The organism is Citrobacter sp. Cpo100, from assembly GCF_030332595.1.
GTDB classification, from domain to species: Bacteria; Pseudomonadota; Gammaproteobacteria; order Enterobacterales; family Enterobacteriaceae; genus Citrobacter; species Citrobacter portucalensis.
On sequence record NZ_JAOWHM010000037.1, the window covers coordinates 252,846 to 274,734 of the forward strand.

At 51.0% G+C, this 21,889-nt stretch carries 24 protein-coding genes, 1 pseudogene and 1 other annotated feature; of the genes and pseudogenes, 10 read left to right on the forward strand and 15 right to left on the reverse strand.

The window, feature by feature from the left end; translation table 11 throughout:
• The first annotated feature begins 3 nt into the window (after nucleotides 1-3).
• Nucleotides 4-840 carry an ion transporter gene (locus OGX96_RS16760; RefSeq protein WP_003833361.1) on the forward strand — a complete coding sequence of 279 codons (837 nt, stop codon included), beginning with the start codon at nucleotides 4-6 and terminating at the stop codon, nucleotides 838-840.
• 37 nt (nucleotides 841-877) lie between these two features.
• Here the strand turns inward: OGX96_RS16760 and OGX96_RS16765 are convergent, their stop codons facing one another.
• Together OGX96_RS16765 and cls are read right to left on the reverse strand one after the other, a co-directional pair.
• Complete coding sequence (locus OGX96_RS16765) at nucleotides 878-1,207, reverse strand: HI1450 family dsDNA-mimic protein (RefSeq protein ID WP_003020691.1); 330 nt, start codon at nucleotides 1,205-1,207, stop codon at nucleotides 878-880.
• A 34-nt stretch (nucleotides 1,208-1,241) separates the two neighbouring features.
• Complete coding sequence (cls, locus tag OGX96_RS16770) at nucleotides 1,242-2,702, reverse strand: cardiolipin synthase (protein WP_003020687.1); 1,461 nt, start codon at nucleotides 2,700-2,702, stop codon at nucleotides 1,242-1,244.
• 142 nt (nucleotides 2,703-2,844) lie between these two features.
• Here cls and OGX96_RS16775 point away from each other — a divergent pair, with 142 nt between their 5' ends.
• Nucleotides 2,845-3,018 (forward strand): YciY family protein, encoded by a 174-nt coding sequence (locus tag OGX96_RS16775; RefSeq protein WP_122984013.1) that lies wholly within the window; start codon nucleotides 2,845-2,847, stop codon nucleotides 3,016-3,018.
• 51 nt (nucleotides 3,019-3,069) lie between these two features.
• Here the strand turns inward: OGX96_RS16775 and OGX96_RS16780 are convergent, their stop codons facing one another.
• On the reverse strand, nucleotides 3,070-3,366 hold the full coding sequence (locus OGX96_RS16780) for a YciI family protein (RefSeq protein WP_003020675.1): 297 nt from the start codon (nucleotides 3,364-3,366) through the stop codon (nucleotides 3,070-3,072).
• Nucleotides 3,367-3,580: 214 nt separating this feature from the next.
• On the opposite strand from OGX96_RS16780, the gene tonB reads away from it, so the two are divergent.
• Nucleotides 3,581-4,309, forward strand: coding sequence for a TonB system transport protein TonB (gene tonB / locus OGX96_RS16785; protein WP_172616055.1), 729 nt, complete (start codon nucleotides 3,581-3,583; stop codon nucleotides 4,307-4,309).
• Between the two features lie 64 nt (nucleotides 4,310-4,373).
• Here the strand turns inward: tonB and yciA are convergent, their stop codons facing one another.
• The 4 genes and pseudogenes from yciA to OGX96_RS16805 all read right to left on the reverse strand — a co-directional run.
• On the reverse strand, nucleotides 4,374-4,775 hold the full coding sequence (yciA, locus tag OGX96_RS16790) for an acyl-CoA thioester hydrolase YciA (protein WP_008784945.1): 402 nt from the start codon (nucleotides 4,773-4,775) through the stop codon (nucleotides 4,374-4,376).
• 165 nt (nucleotides 4,776-4,940) lie between these two features.
• A complete protein-coding gene (locus OGX96_RS16795) occupies nucleotides 4,941-5,480 on the reverse strand; it encodes a septation protein A (RefSeq protein WP_048235264.1) in 540 nt (179 codons plus the stop codon).
• 54 nt (nucleotides 5,481-5,534) lie between these two features.
• Complete coding sequence (locus tag OGX96_RS16800) at nucleotides 5,535-6,278, reverse strand: YciC family protein (RefSeq protein ID WP_003020663.1); 744 nt, start codon at nucleotides 6,276-6,278, stop codon at nucleotides 5,535-5,537.
• 28 nt (nucleotides 6,279-6,306) lie between these two features.
• Nucleotides 6,307-6,384 (reverse strand): annotated as a pseudogene (locus tag OGX96_RS16805) (YkgJ family cysteine cluster protein); the annotation flags it as partial.
• Nucleotides 6,385-6,676: 292 nt separating this feature from the next.
• Here OGX96_RS16805 and ompW point away from each other — a divergent pair.
• From ompW to OGX96_RS16825, 4 genes are all read left to right on the forward strand, one after another.
• Nucleotides 6,677-7,315: an outer membrane protein OmpW gene (gene ompW, locus OGX96_RS16810; RefSeq protein ID WP_071446265.1), complete on the forward strand. Its 639-nt coding sequence runs from the start codon at nucleotides 6,677-6,679 to the stop codon at nucleotides 7,313-7,315.
• Nucleotides 7,316-7,738: 423 nt separating this feature from the next.
• Entirely contained in the window at nucleotides 7,739-8,455 is a 717-nt protein-coding gene (locus OGX96_RS16815; RefSeq protein WP_003020658.1) for a YebC/PmpR family DNA-binding transcriptional regulator, read from the forward strand.
• Between the two features lie 603 nt (nucleotides 8,456-9,058).
• On the forward strand, nucleotides 9,059-9,334 hold the full coding sequence (locus OGX96_RS16820; protein ID WP_103285304.1) for a hypothetical protein: 276 nt from the start codon (nucleotides 9,059-9,061) through the stop codon (nucleotides 9,332-9,334).
• A 186-nt stretch (nucleotides 9,335-9,520) separates the two neighbouring features.
• On the forward strand, nucleotides 9,521-10,993 hold the full coding sequence (locus OGX96_RS16825; RefSeq protein ID WP_111465493.1) for a GGDEF domain-containing protein: 1,473 nt from the start codon (nucleotides 9,521-9,523) through the stop codon (nucleotides 10,991-10,993).
• 32 nt (nucleotides 10,994-11,025) lie between these two features.
• On the opposite strand, the gene trpA is transcribed toward OGX96_RS16825, so the two are convergent.
• The 6 genes from trpA to trpL all read right to left on the reverse strand — a co-directional run bounded on the left by trpA (nucleotide 11,026) and on the right by trpL (nucleotide 17,694).
• Complete coding sequence (trpA, locus tag OGX96_RS16830) at nucleotides 11,026-11,832, reverse strand: tryptophan synthase subunit alpha (protein ID WP_198802338.1); 807 nt, start codon at nucleotides 11,830-11,832, stop codon at nucleotides 11,026-11,028.
• Entirely contained in the window at nucleotides 11,832-13,025 is a 1,194-nt protein-coding gene (gene trpB / locus OGX96_RS16835) for a tryptophan synthase subunit beta (RefSeq protein ID WP_003020645.1), read from the reverse strand. Before trpB ends, trpA begins: the two co-directional genes overlap by 1 nt.
• Before the next feature lie 10 nt (nucleotides 13,026-13,035).
• Complete coding sequence (trpCF, locus tag OGX96_RS16840) at nucleotides 13,036-14,394, reverse strand: bifunctional indole-3-glycerol-phosphate synthase TrpC/phosphoribosylanthranilate isomerase TrpF (RefSeq protein ID WP_198802471.1); 1,359 nt, start codon at nucleotides 14,392-14,394, stop codon at nucleotides 13,036-13,038.
• A 3-nt stretch (nucleotides 14,395-14,397) separates the two neighbouring features.
• Entirely contained in the window at nucleotides 14,398-15,993 is a 1,596-nt protein-coding gene (gene trpD / locus OGX96_RS16845; RefSeq protein ID WP_057067328.1) for a bifunctional anthranilate synthase glutamate amidotransferase component TrpG/anthranilate phosphoribosyltransferase TrpD, read from the reverse strand.
• Nucleotides 15,993-17,555 (reverse strand): anthranilate synthase component 1, encoded by a 1,563-nt coding sequence (locus OGX96_RS16850; RefSeq protein WP_198802335.1) that lies wholly within the window; start codon nucleotides 17,553-17,555, stop codon nucleotides 15,993-15,995. Before OGX96_RS16850 ends, trpD begins: the two co-directional genes overlap by 1 nt.
• 23 nt (nucleotides 17,556-17,578) lie before the next feature.
• Nucleotides 17,579-17,673 (reverse strand) — a sequence feature (Trp leader region).
• On the reverse strand, nucleotides 17,650-17,694 hold the full coding sequence (trpL, locus tag OGX96_RS16855) for a trp operon leader peptide (RefSeq protein ID WP_012905981.1): 45 nt from the start codon (nucleotides 17,692-17,694) through the stop codon (nucleotides 17,650-17,652). Its footprint overlaps the feature before it by 24 nt.
• Before the next feature lie 135 nt (nucleotides 17,695-17,829).
• Between trpL and rnm the strand changes: the two genes are divergently transcribed.
• The 3 genes from rnm to rluB all read left to right on the forward strand — a co-directional run bounded on the left by rnm (nucleotide 17,830) and on the right by rluB (nucleotide 20,301).
• A complete protein-coding gene (gene rnm, locus OGX96_RS16860; protein WP_060682125.1) occupies nucleotides 17,830-18,708 on the forward strand; it encodes an RNase RNM in 879 nt (292 codons plus the stop codon).
• Nucleotides 18,705-19,325, forward strand: a complete 621-nt coding sequence (locus OGX96_RS16865; RefSeq protein WP_003833336.1) for an L-threonylcarbamoyladenylate synthase — start codon at nucleotides 18,705-18,707, stop codon at nucleotides 19,323-19,325. The genes rnm and OGX96_RS16865 overlap by 4 nt, the downstream gene beginning before the upstream one ends.
• Before the next feature lie 100 nt (nucleotides 19,326-19,425).
• A complete protein-coding gene (rluB, locus tag OGX96_RS16870; protein ID WP_198802333.1) occupies nucleotides 19,426-20,301 on the forward strand; it encodes a 23S rRNA pseudouridine(2605) synthase RluB in 876 nt (291 codons plus the stop codon).
• A gap of 83 nt (nucleotides 20,302-20,384) precedes the next feature.
• Here the strand turns inward: rluB and cobO are convergent, their stop codons facing one another.
• On the reverse strand, nucleotides 20,385-20,975 hold the full coding sequence (gene cobO, locus OGX96_RS16875; protein ID WP_198802331.1) for a cob(I)yrinic acid a,c-diamide adenosyltransferase: 591 nt from the start codon (nucleotides 20,973-20,975) through the stop codon (nucleotides 20,385-20,387).
• The gene (locus OGX96_RS16880) at nucleotides 20,972-21,733 is read right to left on the reverse strand and encodes a YciK family oxidoreductase (protein WP_008784935.1); all 762 of its coding nucleotides are present in this window, start codon (nucleotides 21,731-21,733) and stop codon (nucleotides 20,972-20,974) included. The genes cobO and OGX96_RS16880 overlap by 4 nt, the downstream gene beginning before the upstream one ends.
• Between the last annotated feature and the right edge of the window lie 156 nt (nucleotides 21,734-21,889).

Below are 21,889 nucleotides of genomic sequence, written 5' to 3' on the forward strand. Positions count from 1 at the left end.
TCTGTGCCAGGTTTAGTCTCTTCTGTCCGCCGTGCGCTCTATCGCAAATTATTTGATTTAAACACCCGTTCAGGGCGTCGCTTTGAAGGTATGTGTGCGCTATTTGCCTTGCTCAGCGTTATCGTTATCTTCATTGAGTCCGGAGTAGGGACGCAATACCATTTAACCTTTGAGGAATGGCGCGTTTTTGTCTGGCTGGAGATCTTTATTACTCTGGTCTTCACCCTCGAATATCTTCTGCGCTTATGTTGCTGGGCCAACCCCGCTAAATATGTGTTCAGCTTCTGGGGGATAATTGACCTTGCCACCATTCTGCCGCTGTATGTGATGTGGCTATGGCCGGAAATCAGTCTGAGCTATGTTTTCGCCTGGCGAGCGATGCGTGTCCTGCGCGTCCTGCGTATTCTCAAGCTGCTGCGCTTTATGCCTTCTCTGCGGGTGTTCTGGAATGCGTTAAAAAGCGCCCGACATCAGCTGATGCTGTTCTATTCCTTTATTGCCATCCTGATGGTGGTTTTTGGCGCGATGATGTATCTGATTGAAGGGCCAAAATATGGGTTTACTACGCTGAATGCGTCGGTGTATTGGGCGATTGTTACTGTAACCACCGTCGGCTATGGTGATATCACGCCGCACACACCGTTGGGGCGCATGGTGGCGTCTGTGCTTATCCTGATTGGTTACTCGGTGATTGCAATACCGACGGGATTGATTACCACGCACATGAGCAGTGCGTTCCAGCAGCGCGGGCACCAACGAAAATGTCCGCAGTGCCAGCAGGCGCAGCACGAACATAGTGCGCAATTTTGTAACCGCTGTGGAAGTAAACTGCCGGGTTAAAAATGAAAAAAGCTGCGAGAGCAGCTTTTTTGTTTGATTATTCGCGCCAGAGAATATGGCAGAGCTTATGATCTTTTTCGCGACATAATAAAACGCGCGCGAAAATATCGTTAATCTCGCCGTCTTCTGTATCTGCCAGACCAATCACCACCTCGGCAAAGAAGTCAGGGTTCAGGTCAAAATCAACATGCTCCTGCCAGTCTTCTGCCGGATCGAACAACTCGGCACCGCCACGCTCTTCAAACTGCAAATTGAACAGAATGATGTCGGCTGGATCCAGATTGTCCGCAGCCAGTTCGAGAAAAATGTCATAAGCCTGTTCAAGCGTTTCGTCTTCGGTCAGGCGATTGTTCAAATCCATATCCATAATGACTACCTGTTTACTGTCTGATGGGCACGTTTTACAGCAACGGACTAAAGAAGTAAAACAGTCGCTCTGCTATCCGCTGCCAGAGTGGTCGTTTTACCCACAAACGGGCATCAAGCAGGCGGGAACGCGAAATATAATCATCCTGCACTGCCGCGAGATCGCCACCGAATCCGGCATCATCAATGACCAGCGTGATTTCAAAATTGAGCCACAGACTGCGCATATCCAGGTTAACCGTACCGACCAGGCTCAGCTCGCCATCGACCAGTACGCTCTTGGTGTGCAGCAAGCCACCTTCGAACTGATAAATTTTAACGCCAGCCGCCAGCAGCTCGGTGAAAAAGGCCCGACTTGCCCAGCCAACCAGCAGGGAGTCATTTTTACGTGGAAGAATGATACTGACGTCAACCCCACGCTGCGCTGCCGTGCAGATCGCGTGCAACAGATCGTCGCTGGGGACGAAGTAGGGGGTGGTCATAATTAAATATTCACGCGCTGAATAAGCAGCGGTTAGCAGCGCCTGATGAATCAAATCTTCAGGGAAACCAGGACCCGAGGCGATAGTGTGAATGGTGTGGCCGCTGGCCTGCTCAAACGGCATGATATTGACGTCCGGTGGCGGAGGCAAAATGCGCTTTCCGGTCTCAATTTCCCAGTCGCAGGAATAGACAATGCCCATAGCAGTGGCGACAGGACCTTCCATTCTCGCCATTAAATCAACCCATTGCCCGACGCCCGCATCTTGTTTGAAGAAACGCGGGTCGACCATGTTCATGCTGCCGGTATAAGCAATGTAGTTATCGATCATGATCATTTTGCGGTGCTGACGCAGGTCCATACGGCGTAAAAATACACGCATCAGGTTCACCTTCAGCGCTTCTACAACCTCGATACCTGCGTTACGCATCATCGCGGCCCAAGGGCTGCGGAAAAACGCCACGCTGCCGGCGGAGTCCAACATCAGGCGACAGTGAATGCCACGCCTCGCGGCAGCCATTAACGACTCGGCTACCTGATCGGCCATACCGCCTGGCTGCCATATGTAGAACACCATTTCGATGTTGTGGCGCGCCAACTGAATATCACGGATCAGCGCCTGCATCACGTCATCTGAACTGGTGAGCAACTGCAGCTGGTTTCCCTTTACGCCAGCTATACCCTGACGACGCTCGCACAGTTTAAATAACGAAGAGGCGACGCTGCTGTTTTCCTGGGCAAAAATATGCTTGCAGGCCTTGAGGTCGTTCAGCCATTTGGCGGTTGAAGGCCACATCGCCCGGGCGCGTTCGGCACGTCGCTTACCCAGGTGAAGTTCACCAAAGGACAGATAAGCAATAATTCCTACCAATGGCAGAATGTAGATGATCAACAGCCAGGCCATTGCGGAGGGCACTGCGCGTCGCTTCATCAGAATGCGTAACGTTACGCCAGCAATGAGTACCCAGTAACCCAGAATGACCAGCCAACTCACCACGGTGTAGAAGGTTGTCATAAATTTAAAAATCCTTTTGAAAGCGTATTGTTAAGAGTTTACGCATCAGGATTAATCTGGCAAATAAAAACACGGGAAAACCACTGGTCTGCATTCGGTCTGGCGTTATAATGGCCGCTCAGTGACTGGAAGAGTAGTTAACATGAAGCGTAGTAGAACGGAAGTGGGACGCTGGCGGATGCTGCGTCAGGCTAGCCGCCGTAAAGCACGTTGGCTTGAAGGACAATCGCGTCGTAATATGCGTATCCATACCATCAGGAAGTGCGTTCTCAACCACCAGCGTAACTCGTTGTTGTTTGCGATCCACAGCATCTGATCCCAAAAGGGCACCGCTGGCGGTGCCCAATGTCTGCGTTTGTTTTGTTTTTTAAAATACTTTCTTGTAAGGTTTTACGGAAACCTGCGCATAAACGCCCGCCGCAACATACGGATCGGCTTCTGCCCACGCCTGTGCCGCCTCCAAAGATTCAAATTCGGCAATCACCGTCGAGCCGGTAAAACCCGCCGCACCGGGATCGTTACTGTCGACTGCTGGCATGGGGCCCGCCGTGAGCAAACGACCTTCGTCATGAAGGAGTTGCAGGCGAGCCAGATGAGCAGGGCGCACGGAAAGACGTTTTTCGAGAGAGTCTGCGATATCTTGAGCGTAAATAACATACAGCACGGGTAGAGCTCCTTGAACGGTAAAAGTCGTTAATAACGTTATTGGAAAGGCCTAACAACTGCAACGGAAAGATAACTGATATGTTAAGGCCATACTCTGAAAGTGGTTTTTATCATAAAATCGCGTTTTAAATGTCAGTTAGCCCCACGGGCTTATTGAATATGATTGCTATTTGCATTTAAAATCAGGGTCTGGTTTTTTTACTGAAACGATTATGACTTCAATGACCCTTGATTTACCTCGTCGCTTTCCCTGGCCAACGTTACTGTCTGTCGGCATTCATGGTGCCGTAGTGGCTGGTTTGCTGTATACCTCGGTACATCAGGTTATTGAACTACCTGCGCCAGCGCAGCCGATCTCTGTCACGATGGTCGCGCCTGCCGATCTCGAACCGCCTCAGGCCGTTCAGCCGCCGCCGGAACCCGTTGTCGAGCCTGAACCGGAACCTGAACCGATTCCAGAGCCACCAAAAGAGGCGCCGGTGGTGATTGAAAAACCGAAGCCCAAGCCTAAACCGAAGCCAAAACCGGTGAAAAAGGTGGAAGAGCAACCGAAACGCGATGTTAAACCAGCAGAACCGCGCCCGGCCTCCCCACTGGAAAATACGGCACCTACGCGCACAATGACCAATACCGCGCCGGCAACTAGCAGCAAACCGGTGGTTAGTGCGCCATCGGGTCCACGCGCTTTAAGCCGTAATCAGCCTCAGTATCCGGCGCGAGCTCAGGCGCTGCGCATTGAAGGCCGGGTAAAGGTCAAATTTAACGTAACGCCGGATGGCCGGGTTGAAAATGTGGAGATCCTGTCTGCACAGCCTGCCAATATGTTTGAGCGTGAAGTGAAAAATGCGATGCGTAGATGGCGTTATGAAGCAGGCAAACCCGGTTCCGGGCTTGTGGTGAATATTGTTTTCAAATTAAACGGCACAACGCAGATCGAGTAAGCATCAGGCCGTCCGGCAATGATCAAGAGTGATGATTGCCGGATAGCAGTACTGACGTGTGCTATCAGACCAACGTGGGAATTGGACGCGGTTTCCCGTCTTTATCAACGGCAACGTAGATAAACAGAGCTTCGGTGGCCTTATAGCGCTGCCCAATAGGTTCAGAAGCGACCTTCTTCACCCAAACTTCAATATTGATGCTGATCGAGGTTGTCCCGCGTTTCACACAGCGCGCATAGCAACACACCACATCACCTACGGCGACTGGGCGCAAAAAGCTCATCCCTTCCACTCGCACCGTTACCACACGACCATGTGCGATCTCTTTGGCCTGAATCGCGCCACCTATATCCATTTGTGACATCAGCCAGCCGCCAAAAATATCACCGTTCGCGTTGGTATCGGCAGGCATGGCCAGAGTACGTAAAACCAGTTCACCCTGGGGAGTGTTATTCGTTGTTGTCATTGTAGAACCGACTATAGAGAAAGATTACAGGCGCGATGCTACTAGAATTTGTGCGTTGAGAACAGAGGGGATGCGGCGTGCAGGGCAGATGTAAGTCAGGTTGTCAGCACAATGGAACGCGAGGGGATAAAAATTCGCCAGATCCGCAGATCTGGCGAGCATGAATTATGATTTATCTTCTTGCGGCAGATGACGGTAAATATAGACCCCACTCAGCAGCGTAAAGAATAAAGTCAGGGCGGTCAGGCCGAACACCTTGAAGTTGACCCAAATGTTCTGCGGTAGCCAAAATGCAATATAGATATTCGCCAGGCCACACAGGATGAAAAAGACGGCCCAGGCTAAATTAAGTTTCGACCACACTGACTGCGGTAGGGTCAGCTCTTTACCTAACATGCGTTGAATCAGCGGCTTTTTCATCACCCACTGGCTAACCAGCAGAGCACCAGCAAACAGCCCGTAAATCACCGTTACTTTCCACTTAATGAATTCATCGTTGTGGAAAAAAATAGTCAGGCCACCAAATACGGCCACCAGGACAAAGGTGATTAACGCCATCTTCTCGACCTTGCGATAGCGAACCCAGCTGTAAATCAACACTACAGCCGTCGCGACAATCAGCGCCGAGGTTGCCGCATAGATGTCGTAAAGCTTATAAAAAGCAAAAAAGACAACCAGCGGTAAAAAATCAAGAAACTGCTTCATTCTTCGATTCCGTCATCAAAAGCACCGGGAACAAGCCCGGAATGCGTTCAGGGTTTATTGGCGAATCAGCATGTACAGGCGGAACAAATAGATCAGCAACACGGCGGAGATCATATTGCTCAGCGTATTCGCCAATACCGCGCCTACATTCGGCGTAAGTACTGCAAAACTTGGCGCAAAAAGCAACAGCAGCGTTTTTGCCAGCAACCAACCGATCACTGCCGGCGCAACCAGTCGCATATTGGACCACGCCAGACGCATACTGTTGCGCATCGCGGCAAAGACACCCATTTTGTCCTGTACCAACATCACCGGTGCGAGTGCCAGCAGGATCGCCAGCAGAATACCGGGTACAACAACCAGCATAATACCGATTTGCACCAGCAGAGTAGTCAGAAAAATCAGAATAAACAGCTTCGGTAACACTGGCGCACTGGCGCCGATGGCACGTAACGCACTGACGCGATGACCTGCTGAAATCAGCTGAATCATCAGGATGACCCCCCCGGCGAGGATGGCATTACCAATCAGACCGGAAAACGTCGACGCTGCGGATGCGCGTAGCAAAATTTGCTGTTGCTCCGGGGTCATGTTTTGCACCAGATCGAACAGCCCCACGCTGCTGGTTAACTGATCGCCTTCACTGAGTTGCGCAATTTGTGCGTCAGTGGGGGAAAAGGCATGCCCTAACACCACTGTGATAAACGCGCACAACAACGATACCAGCAAGATGGTAATGAATTGATTACGGAAAAAGTTTCCCGTGTCACGGTAAACGGATTTCGCCGTGATAGACATGCACTCTCCTTGAGTTTTGCAGGTGTTCATTTGCGGGCAATTGTACCCTGGATAACTCTACAGTGGCAGCATCGCGCGATGTATGGAAAAGCATATCTTTGTAAAGCTGCAGTAATTTTTGGCTATGACTTCAGCGTCGTGCATGAACGCTGTTTGTTATCTGCGCATCACGCGCAGATATCCATCAACCATCAGCAATGATCTGGAGGTACTTGCACATTGAAAATATATCAAAATTGATCTGAATTAATTTAACCAGGATTTTGAATGCAAGTTCTAACTTAATCTGGATCAATAAATGTTAAATTATCAAAGTCAATGTGATCCATGTTAGATCACTTATTACTCCAATGTGGGTATATTCGTTCCGCTTTTATAACCATAACGATGGAGCGGACATGAAAAAATTAACAGTTGCAGCATTGGCTTTAACAACTCTTCTCTCTGGTAACGCATTTGCGCATGAAGCTGGAGAATTCTTTATTCGTGCGGGTTCTGCCACCGTCAGGCCGACGGAAGGTGCAGGTGGTACGCTGGGCAGCTTAGGTGGCTTTGATGTCAGCAATAACACGCAGTTGGGTCTGACATTTACCTACATGGCAACCGACAATATCGGTGTTGAATTACTGGCAGCTACGCCGTTTCGCCATAAAATCGGCACTGCTGCAACGGGTGATATTGCCACCGTACATCATTTACCGCCGACGTTAATGGCGCAGTGGTACTTCGGTGACTCCAGCAGTAAACTGCGTCCGTACGTAGGTGTTGGGGTGAACTACACGACCTTCTTCGATGAAGGCTTTAACGATAACGGTAAAAAAACGGGGTTATCGGACCTGAGCCTGAAAGATTCCTGGGGTGCAGCAGGGCAAGTCGGTATGGACTATCTGATTAACCGCGACTGGCTGATTAACATGTCGGTCTGGTACATGGATATCGATACCACCGCAAGCTATAAAATGGGTGGCGTCCAGCAGCGAGACAGTGTACGCCTCGATCCGTGGGTGTTTATGTTCTCTGCGGGTTATCGTTTCTGATATTTACTGTAAAACACTTCTGCAAAACTGGTCGTCAAATGGCCAGTTTTTTTCCATTCTTTTCCTCGCGTATCGTTGTCTTGATCGGCCATTATTTTGCTCATCTGGCCTGACAAAATTTGTGTGTCGATACCTCGCTATAAGCAGTGCAGCAGCAACTTTAATAGTAGAAGTGTTTGTCTGGAATATTACTTTTGTTTCTCTTTTCTTATGCATTATTGCTGCGGACCATTTATTAAGAACAAAAAAGAACCAGAGGATAATTTATCAATAATGTTAACTATTGATAAATTTAAAGTAACATATCGTAAAATTCGAATATTTTTATTTTTAATAGACGAGGATTTATACGTCATGATATAATGTAATGCTAGGTTATTTACCTGTCGGCTATGTAAATGAATTTTTGAGGAGATCATTCCAGTGGGACGTAAGTGGGCAAATATTGTTGCTAAAAAAACAGCTAAAGACGGTGCAACGTCTAATGTATATGCAAAATTCGGTGTCGAAATTTATGCTGCTGCTAAACAAGGCGAACCAGACCCAGAATTAAATACATCTTTAAAATTCGTTATTGAACGTGCTAAACAAGCGCAGGTTCCAAAACACGTTATTGATAAAGCCATTGATAAAGCCAAAGGCGGCAGTGATGAAACGTTCGTGCAAGGGCGTTATGAAGGCTTTGGTCCCAGTGGCTCACTGATTATCGCTGAAACATTGACTTCAAATGTTAACCGTACGATTGCTAATGTCCGCTCAATTTTTAATAAAAAAGGCGGGAATATCGGAGCGGCTGGTTCTGTCAGCTATATGTTTGATAATACCGGAGTGATTGTATTTGAAGGGACAGACCCTGACCACATTTTTGAAATTTTGCTTAATGCTGAAGTAGATGTTCGTGATGTAACCGAAGAAGAAGGAAACATCGTTATTTATACAGAATCTACAGATCTTCACAAAGGCATTGCAGCTTTAAAAGCCGCAGGGATTACTGAATTCTCTACCACAGAATTAGAGATGATTGCTCAATCAGAAATTGAACTTTCACCAGAAGATTTAGAAGTCTTCGCAGGGCTTGTTGATGCCCTTGAAGATGACGATGATGTTCAAAAAGTATATCATAACGTTGCAAATCTCTAATGATAGATTAAAAGAATCTGTCAATATGGCAGATTTTTTTAACTCATAAAGTTGTTATGGATAAGAATGTCTGGCCAGGTATGGCAATTCTAAAAAACAGATAAAAACCACTATCTTAAAAATGTAATAATTAAAACCTCTGGTCTTAACTTCTTAGGTACGCGATAAACGTTATACGTCCAATATGCCCCGCGATATCCTGCATCCACTCAGCGCCGCTATGAACAATTGAGATGTTAACTCCATCATTCCAGATAATCCTGGTGTAAGCACAACGTGAGTTTCTCACTCATCACTGTCCCGACATTATCAGTGAAGCTTTACATCAGAAATTATGGTCCGCTTCACGCTCAGAGTAGTCTAACGATTGACAGTCTCAGACAGTATGGAAACAATGAGTGCACTATTATTACAAACTCGGATATTCTCCATCGTCATCAACTAAAAATATCTGATCTTCGCCAGAGATTCGCACGGAGCTGTCTGTTACCGTTTTCAGACAATATCCTTACTTAGACCCATCGTTTAAACAATCCCATCCTACCTTTCTCCCCTTTGATGTAGTGCTACTCTTTAAGCAAAACAATTTTGAGGATATTGCTGATGATGTTGACCCGCCATCTGCTACAGCAAAAAATCGCACTTCTGGAACCGTTCTCCGAAGATCAAACGGCAGCGTTTGCCGTAAGTGCTGCACGTGAGTTATTGCTTTACATGGATAAAATTGAGGCGCTGGAGAAACTTATTGCGACTCCAGTTACACTACCTTATTGCAGCGCCAGTCCGGTTTGTGAGATTGAGGCGGGCTATGCCGCAGGCGTAAACGACTGCCGCGAGGCCATTCGACGGGCAGGGTATCCTATTGAAGGTGATGATTAGTTTGCGTTTATGTTAACAATTATGTGCTTTTATTGTATAAAACTGTAACCTAAGCGCGCGGCTGCGGGTTACATCAACTTACCTGCATCGGGGTGGCGAACATTCTCTATCAACGTACAACGCTGTTATGCAACAACATAAACGGGTAACCGATTTGGCAATACTGTTAACTATCAGGGTGGACTCGTGAAGATTGTGCAGGATAAGCTCAGAAACAGGCAGGCACTGCTGGTATCAGGGCTCATTACGTTGATATTTACGTCGTTGTTTCTGTTTATTATTTATGAACAGCGAATGGCCGCTGCCAGCGAAGGTGTTAACCGCCTGCAAGCGCGCATGATGGACATTTTTAACGACAACGAGCTGATCGCCGATGCGATTGGCGAGCGCTACCACCATATCAAAACGGGTGATCAATGCGGTGATATTTCACAATTCGCCCCCCGGGATGAGAATGAATGGGGAATTAACGCCGACCCAAAGCGGCTGCATTCGGCAACGGGGACAATGGTTGCTCAGCAAACCAGCCACAACGCGCTGTGTATGTATACGGCGGCGGAGTTTATTCGCGGTATGGTCAATGAGCTAAACCCGGGCAGTTTTGATGCACATCGTTATATTATCGCCAAAAACTCAGATTATTTTTACTGGTTTATGGCTTCCGATTCGCGCAATTTCAGTTTCTCTAATTCTGAAATGGCGCGGGATATCACGCAATTTTTCTATCCCCCCGTCGATTTCTATACCCGACTGCTGCAGAAAAACGTCAAAAATAAAGCCCTCAGCTCAACGAATTTCTATACCGATAAAATTACCGGTGAAAAAGCTTACAGCGTGGTGAGTTATATCTACGATCTGTCTGGCAAAGAGATATCAGACCAAATCGTGGCTTATCTGGTCTATGACCATTCAAAGTCCGAATTGCAGGAAGCGTTAGCCCAGGCATTTGACTACCAAATTCCACCAGAATTGAACGTAGAATTGGTGAATTTGACCAACAATGAGAGTCTCTGTTTATCCGGTAAATGTACCGGTCAATCCCGCTTTATGGTGCGCAATTTTTCAGAGAAATATGCGCTGCACTATTCGCTTTCATTAGGCCGTTTTATGGCGCGCGACGCACATGCCGGGATTGTTATCCTGCTGGCGCCGTTCTTTTTCATCATCATTAGCTTCTCGTTAAAGTCATGGCTAAACGAAAGCGACCTAAAAGTTTATATCGATACTCTGACCGGCTGTTTTAACCGCCGAATTCTCGACATCATCAAGCGTCGGGATTTATCACACTGCTCGGTGGTGCTACTTGACTGTAATAAGTTCAAGGCCGTCAATGACACCTGGGGCCACGCGGCAGGCGATCGTGCGCTGCAAATTATCGCCAACAGGATGCTGTCAAACACCCGCACCAGTCACGATATTGTGATTCGTACCGGCGGGGATGAATTTATGATCCTGCTGTTTCGATCGCAGGCAACTGACGCTATAGCAATCGCGCAACGTATTAGTGGGCAGGTGACCAGCCATGTGTTTGTGGTGGATGGCCATACCGTGCCATTGTCAGTATCGTGGGGGATTGCAGAGGTGAATGGTGAACTTGATGTGGCCATTCAGAATGCGGATAGCGCTATGTATAGAATGAAGCACACGAAAGAAGGATAAAACCGCCAGAAATTTCTGGCGGTTGATTTAGCTTATTGGTGGGTGGCGGCTTTCATCGTGCTGACAAACGCTTTCAGCTCAGCCAGCATCTGTTCCGGTGCCGCAACATTTTTCTCAATGATTTTCACAATTGCCGAGCCGGAAATTGCACCGGCAGCACCGGCTTCAATAGCACCAGCGACCTGTTCAGGCGCAGAAATACCAAAGCCCTGTAAAGAAGGTGGCGCACCATATTCTTTCAGCTTTTCAACCAGATGATGCAGCGGTAATGCTGCACGATTTTCGGCACCGGTTACACCTGCACGTGAAAGCAGATAAGTGTAGCCACGACCATAAGAGGCAATCTGGCGTAGCAGTTCTTCATCAGCGTTCGGCGGGCAGATGAAAATCGGCGCGATGTTGTGGCGCAGCGCTGCAGTTCTGAATGGTGCAGACTCTTCAACGGGAACATCGGCCACTAATACAGAATCCACACCCACTTTTTCGCACTGGGCGTAAAACTCGTCAATGCCCTTGCTGAAGACCAGGTTGGCATACATCAGCAACCCAATGGGAATCGTCGGATGCTTCTGGCGAATCAGCGCCAGCATTTCAAAGCATTGCGACGGTGTAACGCCGGCGGCAAACGCACGCAGGGTGGCTTCCTGAATAGTTGGGCCATCTGCCAGCGGATCGGAGAACGGAATGCCGAGCTCAAGCGCGTCGGCACCGGCTTCAATCAGCGTATCAATGATTTTCAGTGACTGCTCAACAGACGGATCGCCCAGGGTTACGAAGGGGACAAAAGCGCCTTCTTTGCGGTCCTTCAGCTGTGCAAACAGGTTTTTGTAACGTTCCATCAGATTTCCCCTCGCGCTTTCAGAATATCGTGTACGGTGAAAATATCTTTGTCGCCGCGACCGGAGAGATTAACCACCAGTAACTGCTCTTTTTCCGGATTTTCACGCATCATTTTCAACGCGTGTGCCAGGGCATGGGAGGACTCCAGTGCCGGAATAATTCCCTCGTGCAGACACAGCGTTTTGAAGGCTTCCAGTGCTTCATCATCGGTGATTGAAACATAATCGGCGCGACCAATGCTGTTCAGGTACGCATGCTGTGGCCCAACTGACGGGAAGTCCAGCCCTGCAGAAATAGAGTAAGACTCTTCAATCTGTCCTTCTTCAGTCTGCATCATTGGGGACTTCATGCCGAAGTATATCCCGACACGACCATGCTTCAACGGCGCGCCGTGTTCTCCAGACTCAATCCCGTGACCGCCTGGCTCTACGCCAATCAGACCGACGCTGGTTTCATTAATAAAATCGGCGAACATCCCGATGGCGTTAGAACCGCCGCCCACGCAGGCGATAACGGCGTCCGGCAGACGGCCTTCTTTTTCCAGAATCTGCGCCTTGGTTTCTTCACCGATCATGCGCTGGAACTCACGCACAATGGTCGGGAAGGGGTGAGGACCAGCCGCCGTACCGAGCATGTAGTGCGCGGTATCGTAGCTGCCAGACCAGTCGCGAAGCGCTTCGTTACAGGCATCTTTCAGCGTCGCGGAACCGCTGTGAACGGGGATAACTTCAGCGCCCATCAAACGCATACGGAAAACGTTAGGCGACTGACGTTCAACATCTTTCGCGCCCATATAAATACGGCATTTCAACCCCAGCAGTGCGCTGGCGAGAGCAGATGCAACACCGTGCTGACCCGCACCTGTTTCGGCGATGATTTCCGTTTTACCCATGCGCTTCGCCAGCAACGCCTGACCCAGCACCTGGTTGGTTTTGTGCGCGCCGCCGTGCAGTAAATCTTCACGCTTGAGATACAGCGTCGTATTGGTGCCTTGAGTAATGTTCTGGCACTTGGTCAGTGCGGTTGGGCGACCCGCATAGTTTTTCAGCAGATCTGTAAACTGCGCCTGAAATTCAGGATCCTTTTGCGCGCTGACAAAAGCTTCTTCCAGCTGGCGCAGGGCAGGCATCAGAATCTGTGGCACATACATACCGCCAAATTCACCAAAGTACGGATTGAGTAATGTTGTCATGTCCTTTTCCTTAATATGCGCGCAGCGTCTGAAAGACCGAAGCCAGAAGACGTGCATCTTTGATGCCCGGCTGTGACTCTACGCCAGAATTGAAATCGAGACCGGCACAGCCGGTTTTTGCCGCGTCAACGCAGTTATCTGCGCCGAGTCCGCCAGCCAGTAAAACGTTATCCAGCGATTGTCCGCCTAAAAGTGACCAGTCGAAGCGTTGACCGCTGCCGCCCTGGCCGTTGTCGAAGACGTATTTATCGACATGCTGATAATCACGGGCTGGCAACGTCTCGCTGACGCTGAGTGCCTTCCAGATTTGCACCTGTGCGGGCAGTAAGTCGCGCAGGGCGTCAACATAGGACTGGTCTTCGTTACCGTGCAGTTGCACGGCAGTTAGTCCCAGCTCCGCCGCTGTTGCGCTCACGTCGGTAATATCTGAGTTGCGAAACACCCCGACGTATTGCAGCGGCGCGCCGGTCATGACCTCTCGCGCCTGTGCTACGTTGACCGCGCGCGGTGATGTGGGGACAAAAATCAAGCCGCCGTAAATGGCGCCCGCTTCGTATGCCGCATTTGCATCCTGAGCCCGGGTTAAACCGCAAACTTTATTCTCACCGAGCAGTACGCGACGCACGGCGGTGTGCAGATCATCATGCGACATCAGCGCAGAGCCAATCAGAAAACCGTTGGCGAAGTGGCTGAGCTCGCGCACCTGACCGTAAGTATTGATGCCGGACTCGCTGATGACGGTCACACCGTGACCCAGTCGCGGTGCCAGTTGACGAGTGCGATTCAGATCAATCGACAGGTCGCGTAAATCACGGTTGTTGATACCAACGACTTTGGCGCCCAGTGCGATAGCACGCTCCAGCTCTTCTTCGTTACTGACTTCGGTCAGTACGCCCATTTTCAGGCTGTGGGCGACGGCGGCGAGTTGACGATATTGCTCATCATCGAGCACCGACAGCATCAGCAAACAGGCGTCCGCCTGGTAGAAACGCGCCAGGTAAATCTGGTAAGGATCGATAATAAAGTCCTTGCACAGAATCGGCTGCGGTGCGATGCGGCTGACGATAGGCAGGAAATCAAAGCTCCCCTGGAAATACTTCTCATCGGTCAGTACGGAGATCGCGGAAGCATAATGTTTATAGATGCTCGCAATCTGTGCCGGATCGAAGTCATCACGGATCACACCTTTTGATGGAGATGCTTTTTTGCATTCCAGAATAAAGGCGGTGCGTGCACCTTGCAGCGCATCGTAGAAATCACGTGAGCCAGGCTGAACATCATTTTGAAAGCTGGCCAACGGTTGTTGCTGTTTGCGGGCTTCTACCCAAATCGCCTTGTCTGCGACAATTTTCGCTAAAACGGTTTGCATCATTTACCCTCTTGCTGCCAGTGCAGTGACGCGGTCATAGGCCGCACCGCTACGCAGTACATTAATCACGGTTTGCGCATTAGCTTTTAAATCTTCTTCACCGTGCAGGCGCATTAACATGGCGACATTCGCGGCAACAGCAGCTTCATGAGCGGCTTCACCTTTACCTTGTAACAAGCGACTAAGAATGTCACGGTTTTCTTCCGGCGTGCCGCCAGCCAGCTGTTCCTGGTGATAAGGCGTCAGACCAAAGTCTTCTGCCGTCAGTTGATAACTCTTGATTTCCCCATCGTGCAGCTCTGCCACAATGGTCGGCGCATGCAGCGAAACTTCGTCCATGCCACCACTGTGCACCACGGCTGCTCGTTGATATCCCAGCACGCGCAGCGTTTCAGCAATCGGTAGCACCAGTTCCGGGCTGTAAACGCCGATCAGCGCCAGCGGCGGATGCGCCGGGTTAATCAACGGGCCGAGCACGTTAAACAGCGTGCGGGTTTTCAGCTGCTGGCGTACCGGCATGGCATGGCGAAAACCGGTGTGATATTTCGGCGCAAACAGGAAGCACACCCCGAGGTCGTCTAGAGCCTGACGGGATTTATCAGCGTTCATATCCAGATTGATGCCAAATGCCGCTAACAGATCCGAAGAGCCAGACTTGCTGGAGACACTGCGGTTGCCGTGTTTGGCAACTTTCAGTCCGCAAGCCGCCGCAACAAAGGCGCTGGCGGTAGAAATATTGATGCTATTGCTGCCGTCGCCGCCGGTACCGACAATATCGGCGAACAGATAATCAGGGCGCGGGAACGGGGCGGCGTTTTCCAGCAGCGCGGTTGCCGCACCGGCAATTTCATTCGGGTGTTCGCCACGAATTTTCATGCTCACCAGCGCCGCAGCCAGTTGTTCCGGCTTCAGTTCACCGCGAACGACTGCGGAAAACAGCTGGTGGCTTTCCTGCTGGGACAGCGTCTGGGCCTGATACAGTTTCTCCAGAATGGGTTGCAGCGTATTGGTTTGTTCAAGCTTCTGTTGCGCCCAGGCCAGCGTTTGTTCCAGCAAACGCGCGCCCTGGGTGGTCAGAATTGATTCCGGATGGAACTGGAAGCCGCAGACGCGATCGGTATCGTGACGTACCGCCATCACCATGCCGTTAAAGTGGGCGTTAATGGTCAATCCAGCAGGTACGTTGCTGCCAACCAGCGAATGATAGCGTGCCACCGGCAGCGGATTCGCCAGACCAGAAAACATCGCCTGACCGTCGTGTTCAATGCTGGACGCTTTGCCGTGAAGGATCTCTCCGGCCTGGCCCACATATCCACCATAGGCTTCAACAATGGCCTGGTGTCCCAGACAAATACCGATGATTGGCAGCTTGCCGCGCAAACGGGTTAACAGCTCCGGCATGCAACCTGCCTCGCTTGGCGCGCCTGGTCCTGGAGAAAGCATCAGCACCGGATTTTTCATGGTTGCTAAGCGGTCAATCAACGTCTGGGCCGGAATATGGTTGCGGTAAATCACCACATTGTGACCATTAGTACGCAGTTGATCCGCCAGGTTATAGGTAAAAGAATCGATGTTATCAAGCAGCAGAATGTCAGCCATTAGAAGGTCTCCTGTGCGTGGTGCGCGGTAGCGATAGCACGCAGAACCGCGCGCGCTTTATTACGGGTTTCATCGGCTTCAGACTGCGGTACAGAATCCAGAACAATCCCGGCACCGGCTTGTACGGTGGCAATACCGTCTTCCACGAGGGCGGAGCGAATGACAATACAGGTATCCAGATCGCCATGCGCCGTGAAGTAACCTACCGCACCGCCGTAGCTGCCACGGCGACGACCCTCGGCCTCGGCGATAAGCTGCATGGCGCGAACTTTTGGCGCTCCGCTTAACGTGCCCATATTCATACAGGCGCGGTAAGCGTGCAGCACATCCAGATCGCTACGCAGCTCGCCGACCACGCGCGAAACCAGGTGCATAACGAAGGAGTAACGATCGACTTTGGTGAGGTCAGCAACATAGCGGCTGCCAGGCGTACAGATGCGCGCCAGGTCGTTACGCGCAAGGTCAACCAGCATCAGGTGCTCAGAAAGCTCTTTATGATCGGTACGCATCTCCAGCTCGATACGGCTGTCGAGATCGCGATCAAGCGAACCGTCCGCACGACGACCGCGCGGGCGAGTACCAGCAATCGGGTAGATCTCAATCTGGCGGCTGGTGGCATCGTATTTCAGCGAGCTTTCCGGGGAGGCGCCAAACAGCGTGAACTCGTTGTCTTGCATGAAAAACATGTATGGGCTGGGGTTACTTTTCTTCAGCACATAGTAGGCCGCCAGCGGAGATGGGCAGGGCAGCGAGAAACGGCGGGATGGCACCACCTGGAAAATTTCGCCCGCGCGAATCGCTTTTTGCATGCCACGAACTACGGCGCCAAACTCTTCATCGCTCTGATTGCACTCGCAGCGCATCTGCGGGACTTCAGTGACCGGCAACGGCGGCGCAGGCTCGGTAAGCTGCTGGCTCAATTGCGCCAGACGAGCATTAAGACGCTGTTTTTCCGCATCATTGGGGGTAAAAATACTGGCCTGAATACGGGTGCTTTTTTTCTGGTGGTCGATAACCATCAGCGTTTCTGCCAGATAGAAGCAGTAGTCAGGGCAACGGTTGCCCGCTTCAAGCTGTGGCAACTCTTCAAAACCCGCAACCAGATCGTAAGAAAACAGACCGCCGAAGAACATTGCTTCACGTTCTTGCGCTGGAACATTAACCAGCTCCTGCAATAAACGGAATGCATCAAATACGGACAGGGAGCATAAGCGGGCGTCTTCATCGAGCAGTGGGCTGACGGCAGGGAATCGCAGATGACGACCATTCGGCTGTTGTTCGTTCTCAACGCCAGCGGGCAGGGCAACATCCAGCAGCGACAGCAGCGATGCGCCGTTTGCGGACAATGCCTGAATAGTGACAGTGTCACCGAAAGCGGTAATGCGTAATGCGCTGTCGACCAGCAGCAGGCTCTTCAGATCGTCTTTGCTGTCGATATCTGCAGACTCCAGCAGCAGTGTTGCTGGACGTGCGCCACACACTTGATGAAACAGCGCCGTCGGATTCTCACGGTAGGCGGCATCGCAGGCAAGCAGTTCGAGTGTCGGTTTTTGAGTTTGCATCGTTATTCTCATTAATTTTGTTCAAAAAAAAGCCCGCTCATTTGGCGGGCCGGGTATCTGGTTGCATATTGCAGACGTAAGACACTGCCCGAAATCAGGAAGTGCGCCACCAACCGTGCAGAACAAATGTTGCTTTCATCTCAGATACCTTCTTCATGTGAACTTGCGTACTAGTTAACTAGTTCGATGGAATAAAGTCAACACCTGATTTCAGTATATTTGTCGAAACCGCTATGATGGGCGTGATACGACATTTATTGAAACGGGAGCCGCCTTGAGCGACACGAATTACGCAGTGATTTATGACCTGCACAGTCATACTACAGCCTCCGATGGGCGATTAACGCCAGAAGCCTTAGTACACCGTGCGGTAGAGATGCGAGTCGGTACACTGGCGATCACCGATCATGACACCACGGCCGGCATTGCGGCGGCAAGAGAAGAAATTTCACGTTCAGGTTTAGCCTTAAATTTGATCCCTGGCGTCGAGATATCAACGGTCTGGGAAAACCATGAGATCCATATAGTGGGTCTGAACATTGATATCGCCCATCCCATGATGTGTGAGTTTCTGGCGCAACAAACGGAACGTCGTCAGCAGCGTGCACGCCTGATTGCTGAACGACTCGACAAAGCGCATATCCCCGGCGCGTGGGAAGGGGCGTTACGCCTGGCTGATGGCGGGGCGGTTACGCGGGGCCATTTTGCGCGTTTCCTGATGGAATGTGGAAAAGCCACAACCATGGCGGATGTCTTTAAAAAATATCTTGCCCGTGGGAAAACCGGTTACGTTCCGCCACAGTGGTGTACAATAGAACAAGCTATTGATGTCATTCATCATTCTGGCGGTAAGGCTGTTCTGGCTCATCCTGGGCGGTACGATCTTAGCGCTAAGTGGCTGAAAAGACTGGTTGCACATTTTGCTGAACATCGCGGCGACGCGATGGAAGTAGCACAGTGCCAGCAGTCTCCCAATGAACGCACCCATCTGGCGACGCTTGCGCGTTCGCATCAACTGTGGGCATCGCAAGGGTCTGATTTTCATCTACCCTGCCCATGGATTGAGTTGGGCCGTAAACTTTGGTTGCCCGCAGGCGTAGAAGGCGTCTGGCAACTTTGGGAGCAGCCCGCGATCACAGAGAGGAAAGTATGAGTCAGTTTTTTTATATTCATCCCGAAAACCCGCAGCAGCGACTGATCAATCAGGCCGTTGAAATCGTGCGTAAAGGTGGGGTGATCGTGTATCCAACCGATTCCGGCTATGCGTTGGGCTGCAAAATTGAAGATAAAGGCGCCATGGAGCGCATTTGCCGCATCCGTCACCTGCCGGACGGACACAACTTTACGCTGATGTGTCGTGACCTGTCCGAACTGTCGACCTATTCGTTTGTCGACAACGTGGCATTCCGTTTAATTAAAAACAACACGCCGGGCAACTACACCTTCATCCTGAAAGGGACGAAAGAAGTTCCGCGCCGTTTGTTGCAGGAAAAACGTAAGACCATCGGCCTGCGTGTGCCATCGAATCCGATTGCGCTGGCGCTGCTGGAAGCACTGGGCGAGCCGATGCTATCTACATCGCTGATGCTGCCGGGCAGTGAATTTACTGAGTCAGACCCGGAAGAGATTAAAGACCGTCTGGAAAAACTGGTGGATTTGATTATCCACGGTGGCTATCTCGGTCAGCAGCCGACCACGGTCATCGATTTAACCGACGATTCCCCGGTAGTGTTACGTGAAGGCGTCGGCGACGTTAAACCTTTCTTATAAGGGCGCGAACCGCTATACTACGCGGCCTTAAAATGGCGCTGACTGGCGCCGTTGATTCTCCTGTTCGACGCCTGTGAAGGCGACATCTAAAGGAAGCTCTATGAGCGAAAAGTTACAAAAAGTGCTGGCGCGCGCTGGCCACGGTTCTCGCCGTGAAATCGAATCTATTATTGCCGCGGGTCGCGTGAGCGTTGATGGCAAAATTGCCACGCTCGGCGATCGCGTTGAAGTCACTCCGGGTCTGAAAATCCGTATCGACGGTCATCTGATTTCGGTTAAAGAGTCTGCGGAGCAAATCTGCCGCGTTCTGGCCTATTACAAGCCAGAAGGTGAACTGTGTACCCGTAACGACCCGGAAGGTCGTCCGACCGTGTTCGATCGTTTGCCAAAACTGCGTGATGCGCGCTGGATTGCCGTAGGGCGTCTGGACGTGAATACCTGCGGTTTACTGCTGTTTACCACCGATGGTGAACTGGCTAACCGTCTGATGCACCCAAGCCGTGAAGTTGAACGTGAATATGCGGTACGTGTGTTTGGTCAGGTTGATGATGCCAAACTGCGCGATCTGAGTCGTGGCGTACAGCTGGAAGATGGTCCGGCGGCATTTAAAACGATCAAGTTCAGCGGTGGTGAAGGGATCAACCAGTGGTATAACGTCACGCTGACCGAAGGGCGTAACCGTGAAGTCCGTCGCCTGTGGGAAGCTGTAGGTGTACAGGTAAGCCGTCTTATTCGTGTTCGTTACGGTGATATCCCGCTGCCGAAAGGCCTGCCGCGTGGTGGCTGGACCGAGCTTGACCTCGCGCAGACCAACTATCTGCGTGAACTGGTGGAACTGAAGCCGGAAACGACATCTAAAGTTGCCGTCGAGAAAGATCGTCGTCGCATGAAGGCAAATCAGATCCGTCGTGCGGTGAAGCGCCACTCACAGGTCGCTAGCAGCCGTCGTCCGGGTGGTCGTAGCAACAACGGTTAATCATGACCAGGCCTGATAAGCAAAGCGCCATCAGGCCTTAGCGTGGAGCCGGATGCGGCGCAAGCGCCTTATCCGGCCTACTGTCAGTAATCAATCCCTATCTGGGCCTTCACGCCCGCTTCAAACGCATGCTTGACCGGGCGCAACTCGCTGACCGTATCCGCTAACTCCAGAATATCGCGATGACATCCACGGCCGGTGATAATCACCGTTTGATGGGCAGGGCGCGCGTTTAGGGCAGTGATGACCTCTTCAAGCGGCAGATAGTCGTATGCCACCATATAGGTCAGCTCGTCCAGCACCACCATATCCAGTTTATCGTCGGCCAGCATCCGCTTACCGTGTTCCCACACGACCATACAGGCCGCGGTGTCGGACTCACGGTTTTGCGTTTCCCAGGTAAATCCTGTCGCCATAACCTGAAACTCTACGCCGTGGGGTTCAAGTAAGTTACGTTCTCCGTTTGGCCACGTACCTTTAATAAATTGTACGACGCCGACTTTTTTACCGTGGCCCACCGCGCGCGTGGCGGTACCGAATGCGGCGGTGGTTTTACCCTTACCATTTCCGGTGAATACGATGATGATCCCGCGCTCGTCCGTAGCGGCGGCAACGCGTGCGTCAACCCGATCTTTTACGCGCTGTTGACGTTGCTGATAGCGTTCTTCACTCATTGGGCAATTCCTGGTTTACGGCCCGGCTGGGCGTCAAAAGTCATACCGGTTTTACGGCGGCTGTCATCGCCCATCAGCCACAGGTAGAGCGGCATAATATCGGCGGGAGTTTTCAATTTTTGTGGATCTTCCGTGGGGAATGCGCTGGCTCGCATGCCAGTTCGTGTTCCACCAGGATTGATACAGTTTACGCGCAGATGACGGTTTTGATACTCATCAGCCAGAACCTGCATCATCCCTTCGGTAGCAAATTTTGAGGTGGCATACGCCCCCCAATTGGCGCGTCCCTGGCGGCCGACGCTGGAAGAGGTAAAGACCAGCGATCCGGCATCGGATTTGAGTAACAACGGCAGCAATGCCTGAGTCAGCATAAAAGTGGCATTCACATTTACCTGCATCACATCCTGCCAGACCTGTGGGTTTTGTTCACTCATTGGGCAAATATCGCCGAGTAATCCGGCGTTATGCAGTACGCCATCCAGACGTGGGAAATGTGCGGCAATGCGCTGTGCAAGCTGGTGACATTCTTCAGAGGTACAGGTCAGTAAATCCAGTGTAAACCACTGTGGTTGTGTCCCGTTTTCATCGGCGATAGTGCGGGCAACCTGACGCAGTTTTTCTTCGTTACGCCCAAGCAGGATAACGGTCGCGCCATAGCGTGCATAGGTCTGCGCGGCTTCGCGTCCGATACCATCGCTGGCACCGGTGACAAGAATAATGCGGCCCTGTAAAAGGTCTTGTTTAGGTTGGTAATGCACGGCTACTCCTCGGCGATGCCCTGGCCATCTCGTTCGCAATAACTTTTGGGCTTTATGCCTTAAACCCTGTTCTTTTTCAATCAGCCAAAGGCAATAACACCGCAAAATGAACGCTTTGTCATGCTTTTTACTGATTAAGCACTGGATGTATGAAGC

Excerpts from the sequence above, each read along its gene's own strand:
- OGX96_RS16795 (WP_048235264.1), bottom strand. The coding sequence starts at position 5,480 with ATGAAGCAGTTTCTTGATTTTTTACCGCTGGTTGTCTTTTTTGCTTTT.
- OGX96_RS16800 (WP_003020663.1), bottom strand. The coding sequence starts at position 6,278 with ATGTCTATCACGGCGAAATCCGTTTACCGTGACACGGGAAACTTTTTC.
- cls (WP_003020687.1), bottom strand. The coding sequence starts at position 2,702 with ATGACAACCTTCTACACCGTGGTGAGTTGGCTGGTCATTCTGGGTTAC.
- OGX96_RS16765 (WP_003020691.1), bottom strand. The coding sequence starts at position 1,207 with ATGGATATGGATTTGAACAATCGCCTGACCGAAGACGAAACGCTTGAA.
- tonB (WP_172616055.1), top strand. The coding sequence starts at position 3,581 with ATGACTTCAATGACCCTTGATTTACCTCGTCGCTTTCCCTGGCCAACG.
- ompW (WP_071446265.1), top strand. The coding sequence starts at position 6,677 with ATGAAAAAATTAACAGTTGCAGCATTGGCTTTAACAACTCTTCTCTCT.
- trpCF (WP_198802471.1), bottom strand. The coding sequence starts at position 14,394 with ATGCAAACCGTTTTAGCGAAAATTGTCGCAGACAAGGCGATTTGGGTA.
- cobO (WP_198802331.1), bottom strand. The coding sequence starts at position 20,975 with ATGAGTGAAGAACGCTATCAGCAACGTCAACAGCGCGTAAAAGATCGG.
- OGX96_RS16850 (WP_198802335.1), bottom strand. The coding sequence starts at position 17,555 with ATGCAAACTCAAAAACCGACACTCGAACTGCTTGCCTGCGATGCCGCC.
- OGX96_RS16775 (WP_122984013.1), top strand. The coding sequence starts at position 2,845 with ATGAAGCGTAGTAGAACGGAAGTGGGACGCTGGCGGATGCTGCGTCAG.
- OGX96_RS16865 (WP_003833336.1), top strand. The coding sequence starts at position 18,705 with ATGAGTCAGTTTTTTTATATTCATCCCGAAAACCCGCAGCAGCGACTG.
- trpA (WP_198802338.1), bottom strand. The coding sequence starts at position 11,832 with ATGGAACGTTACAAAAACCTGTTTGCACAGCTGAAGGACCGCAAAGAA.
- trpD (WP_057067328.1), bottom strand. The coding sequence starts at position 15,993 with ATGGCTGACATTCTGCTGCTTGATAACATCGATTCTTTTACCTATAAC.
- OGX96_RS16820 (WP_103285304.1), top strand. The coding sequence starts at position 9,059 with ATGATGTTGACCCGCCATCTGCTACAGCAAAAAATCGCACTTCTGGAA.
- trpB (WP_003020645.1), bottom strand. The coding sequence starts at position 13,025 with ATGACAACATTACTCAATCCGTACTTTGGTGAATTTGGCGGTATGTAT.
- rluB (WP_198802333.1), top strand. The coding sequence starts at position 19,426 with ATGAGCGAAAAGTTACAAAAAGTGCTGGCGCGCGCTGGCCACGGTTCT.
- yciA (WP_008784945.1), bottom strand. The coding sequence starts at position 4,775 with ATGACAACAACGAATAACACTCCCCAGGGTGAACTGGTTTTACGTACT.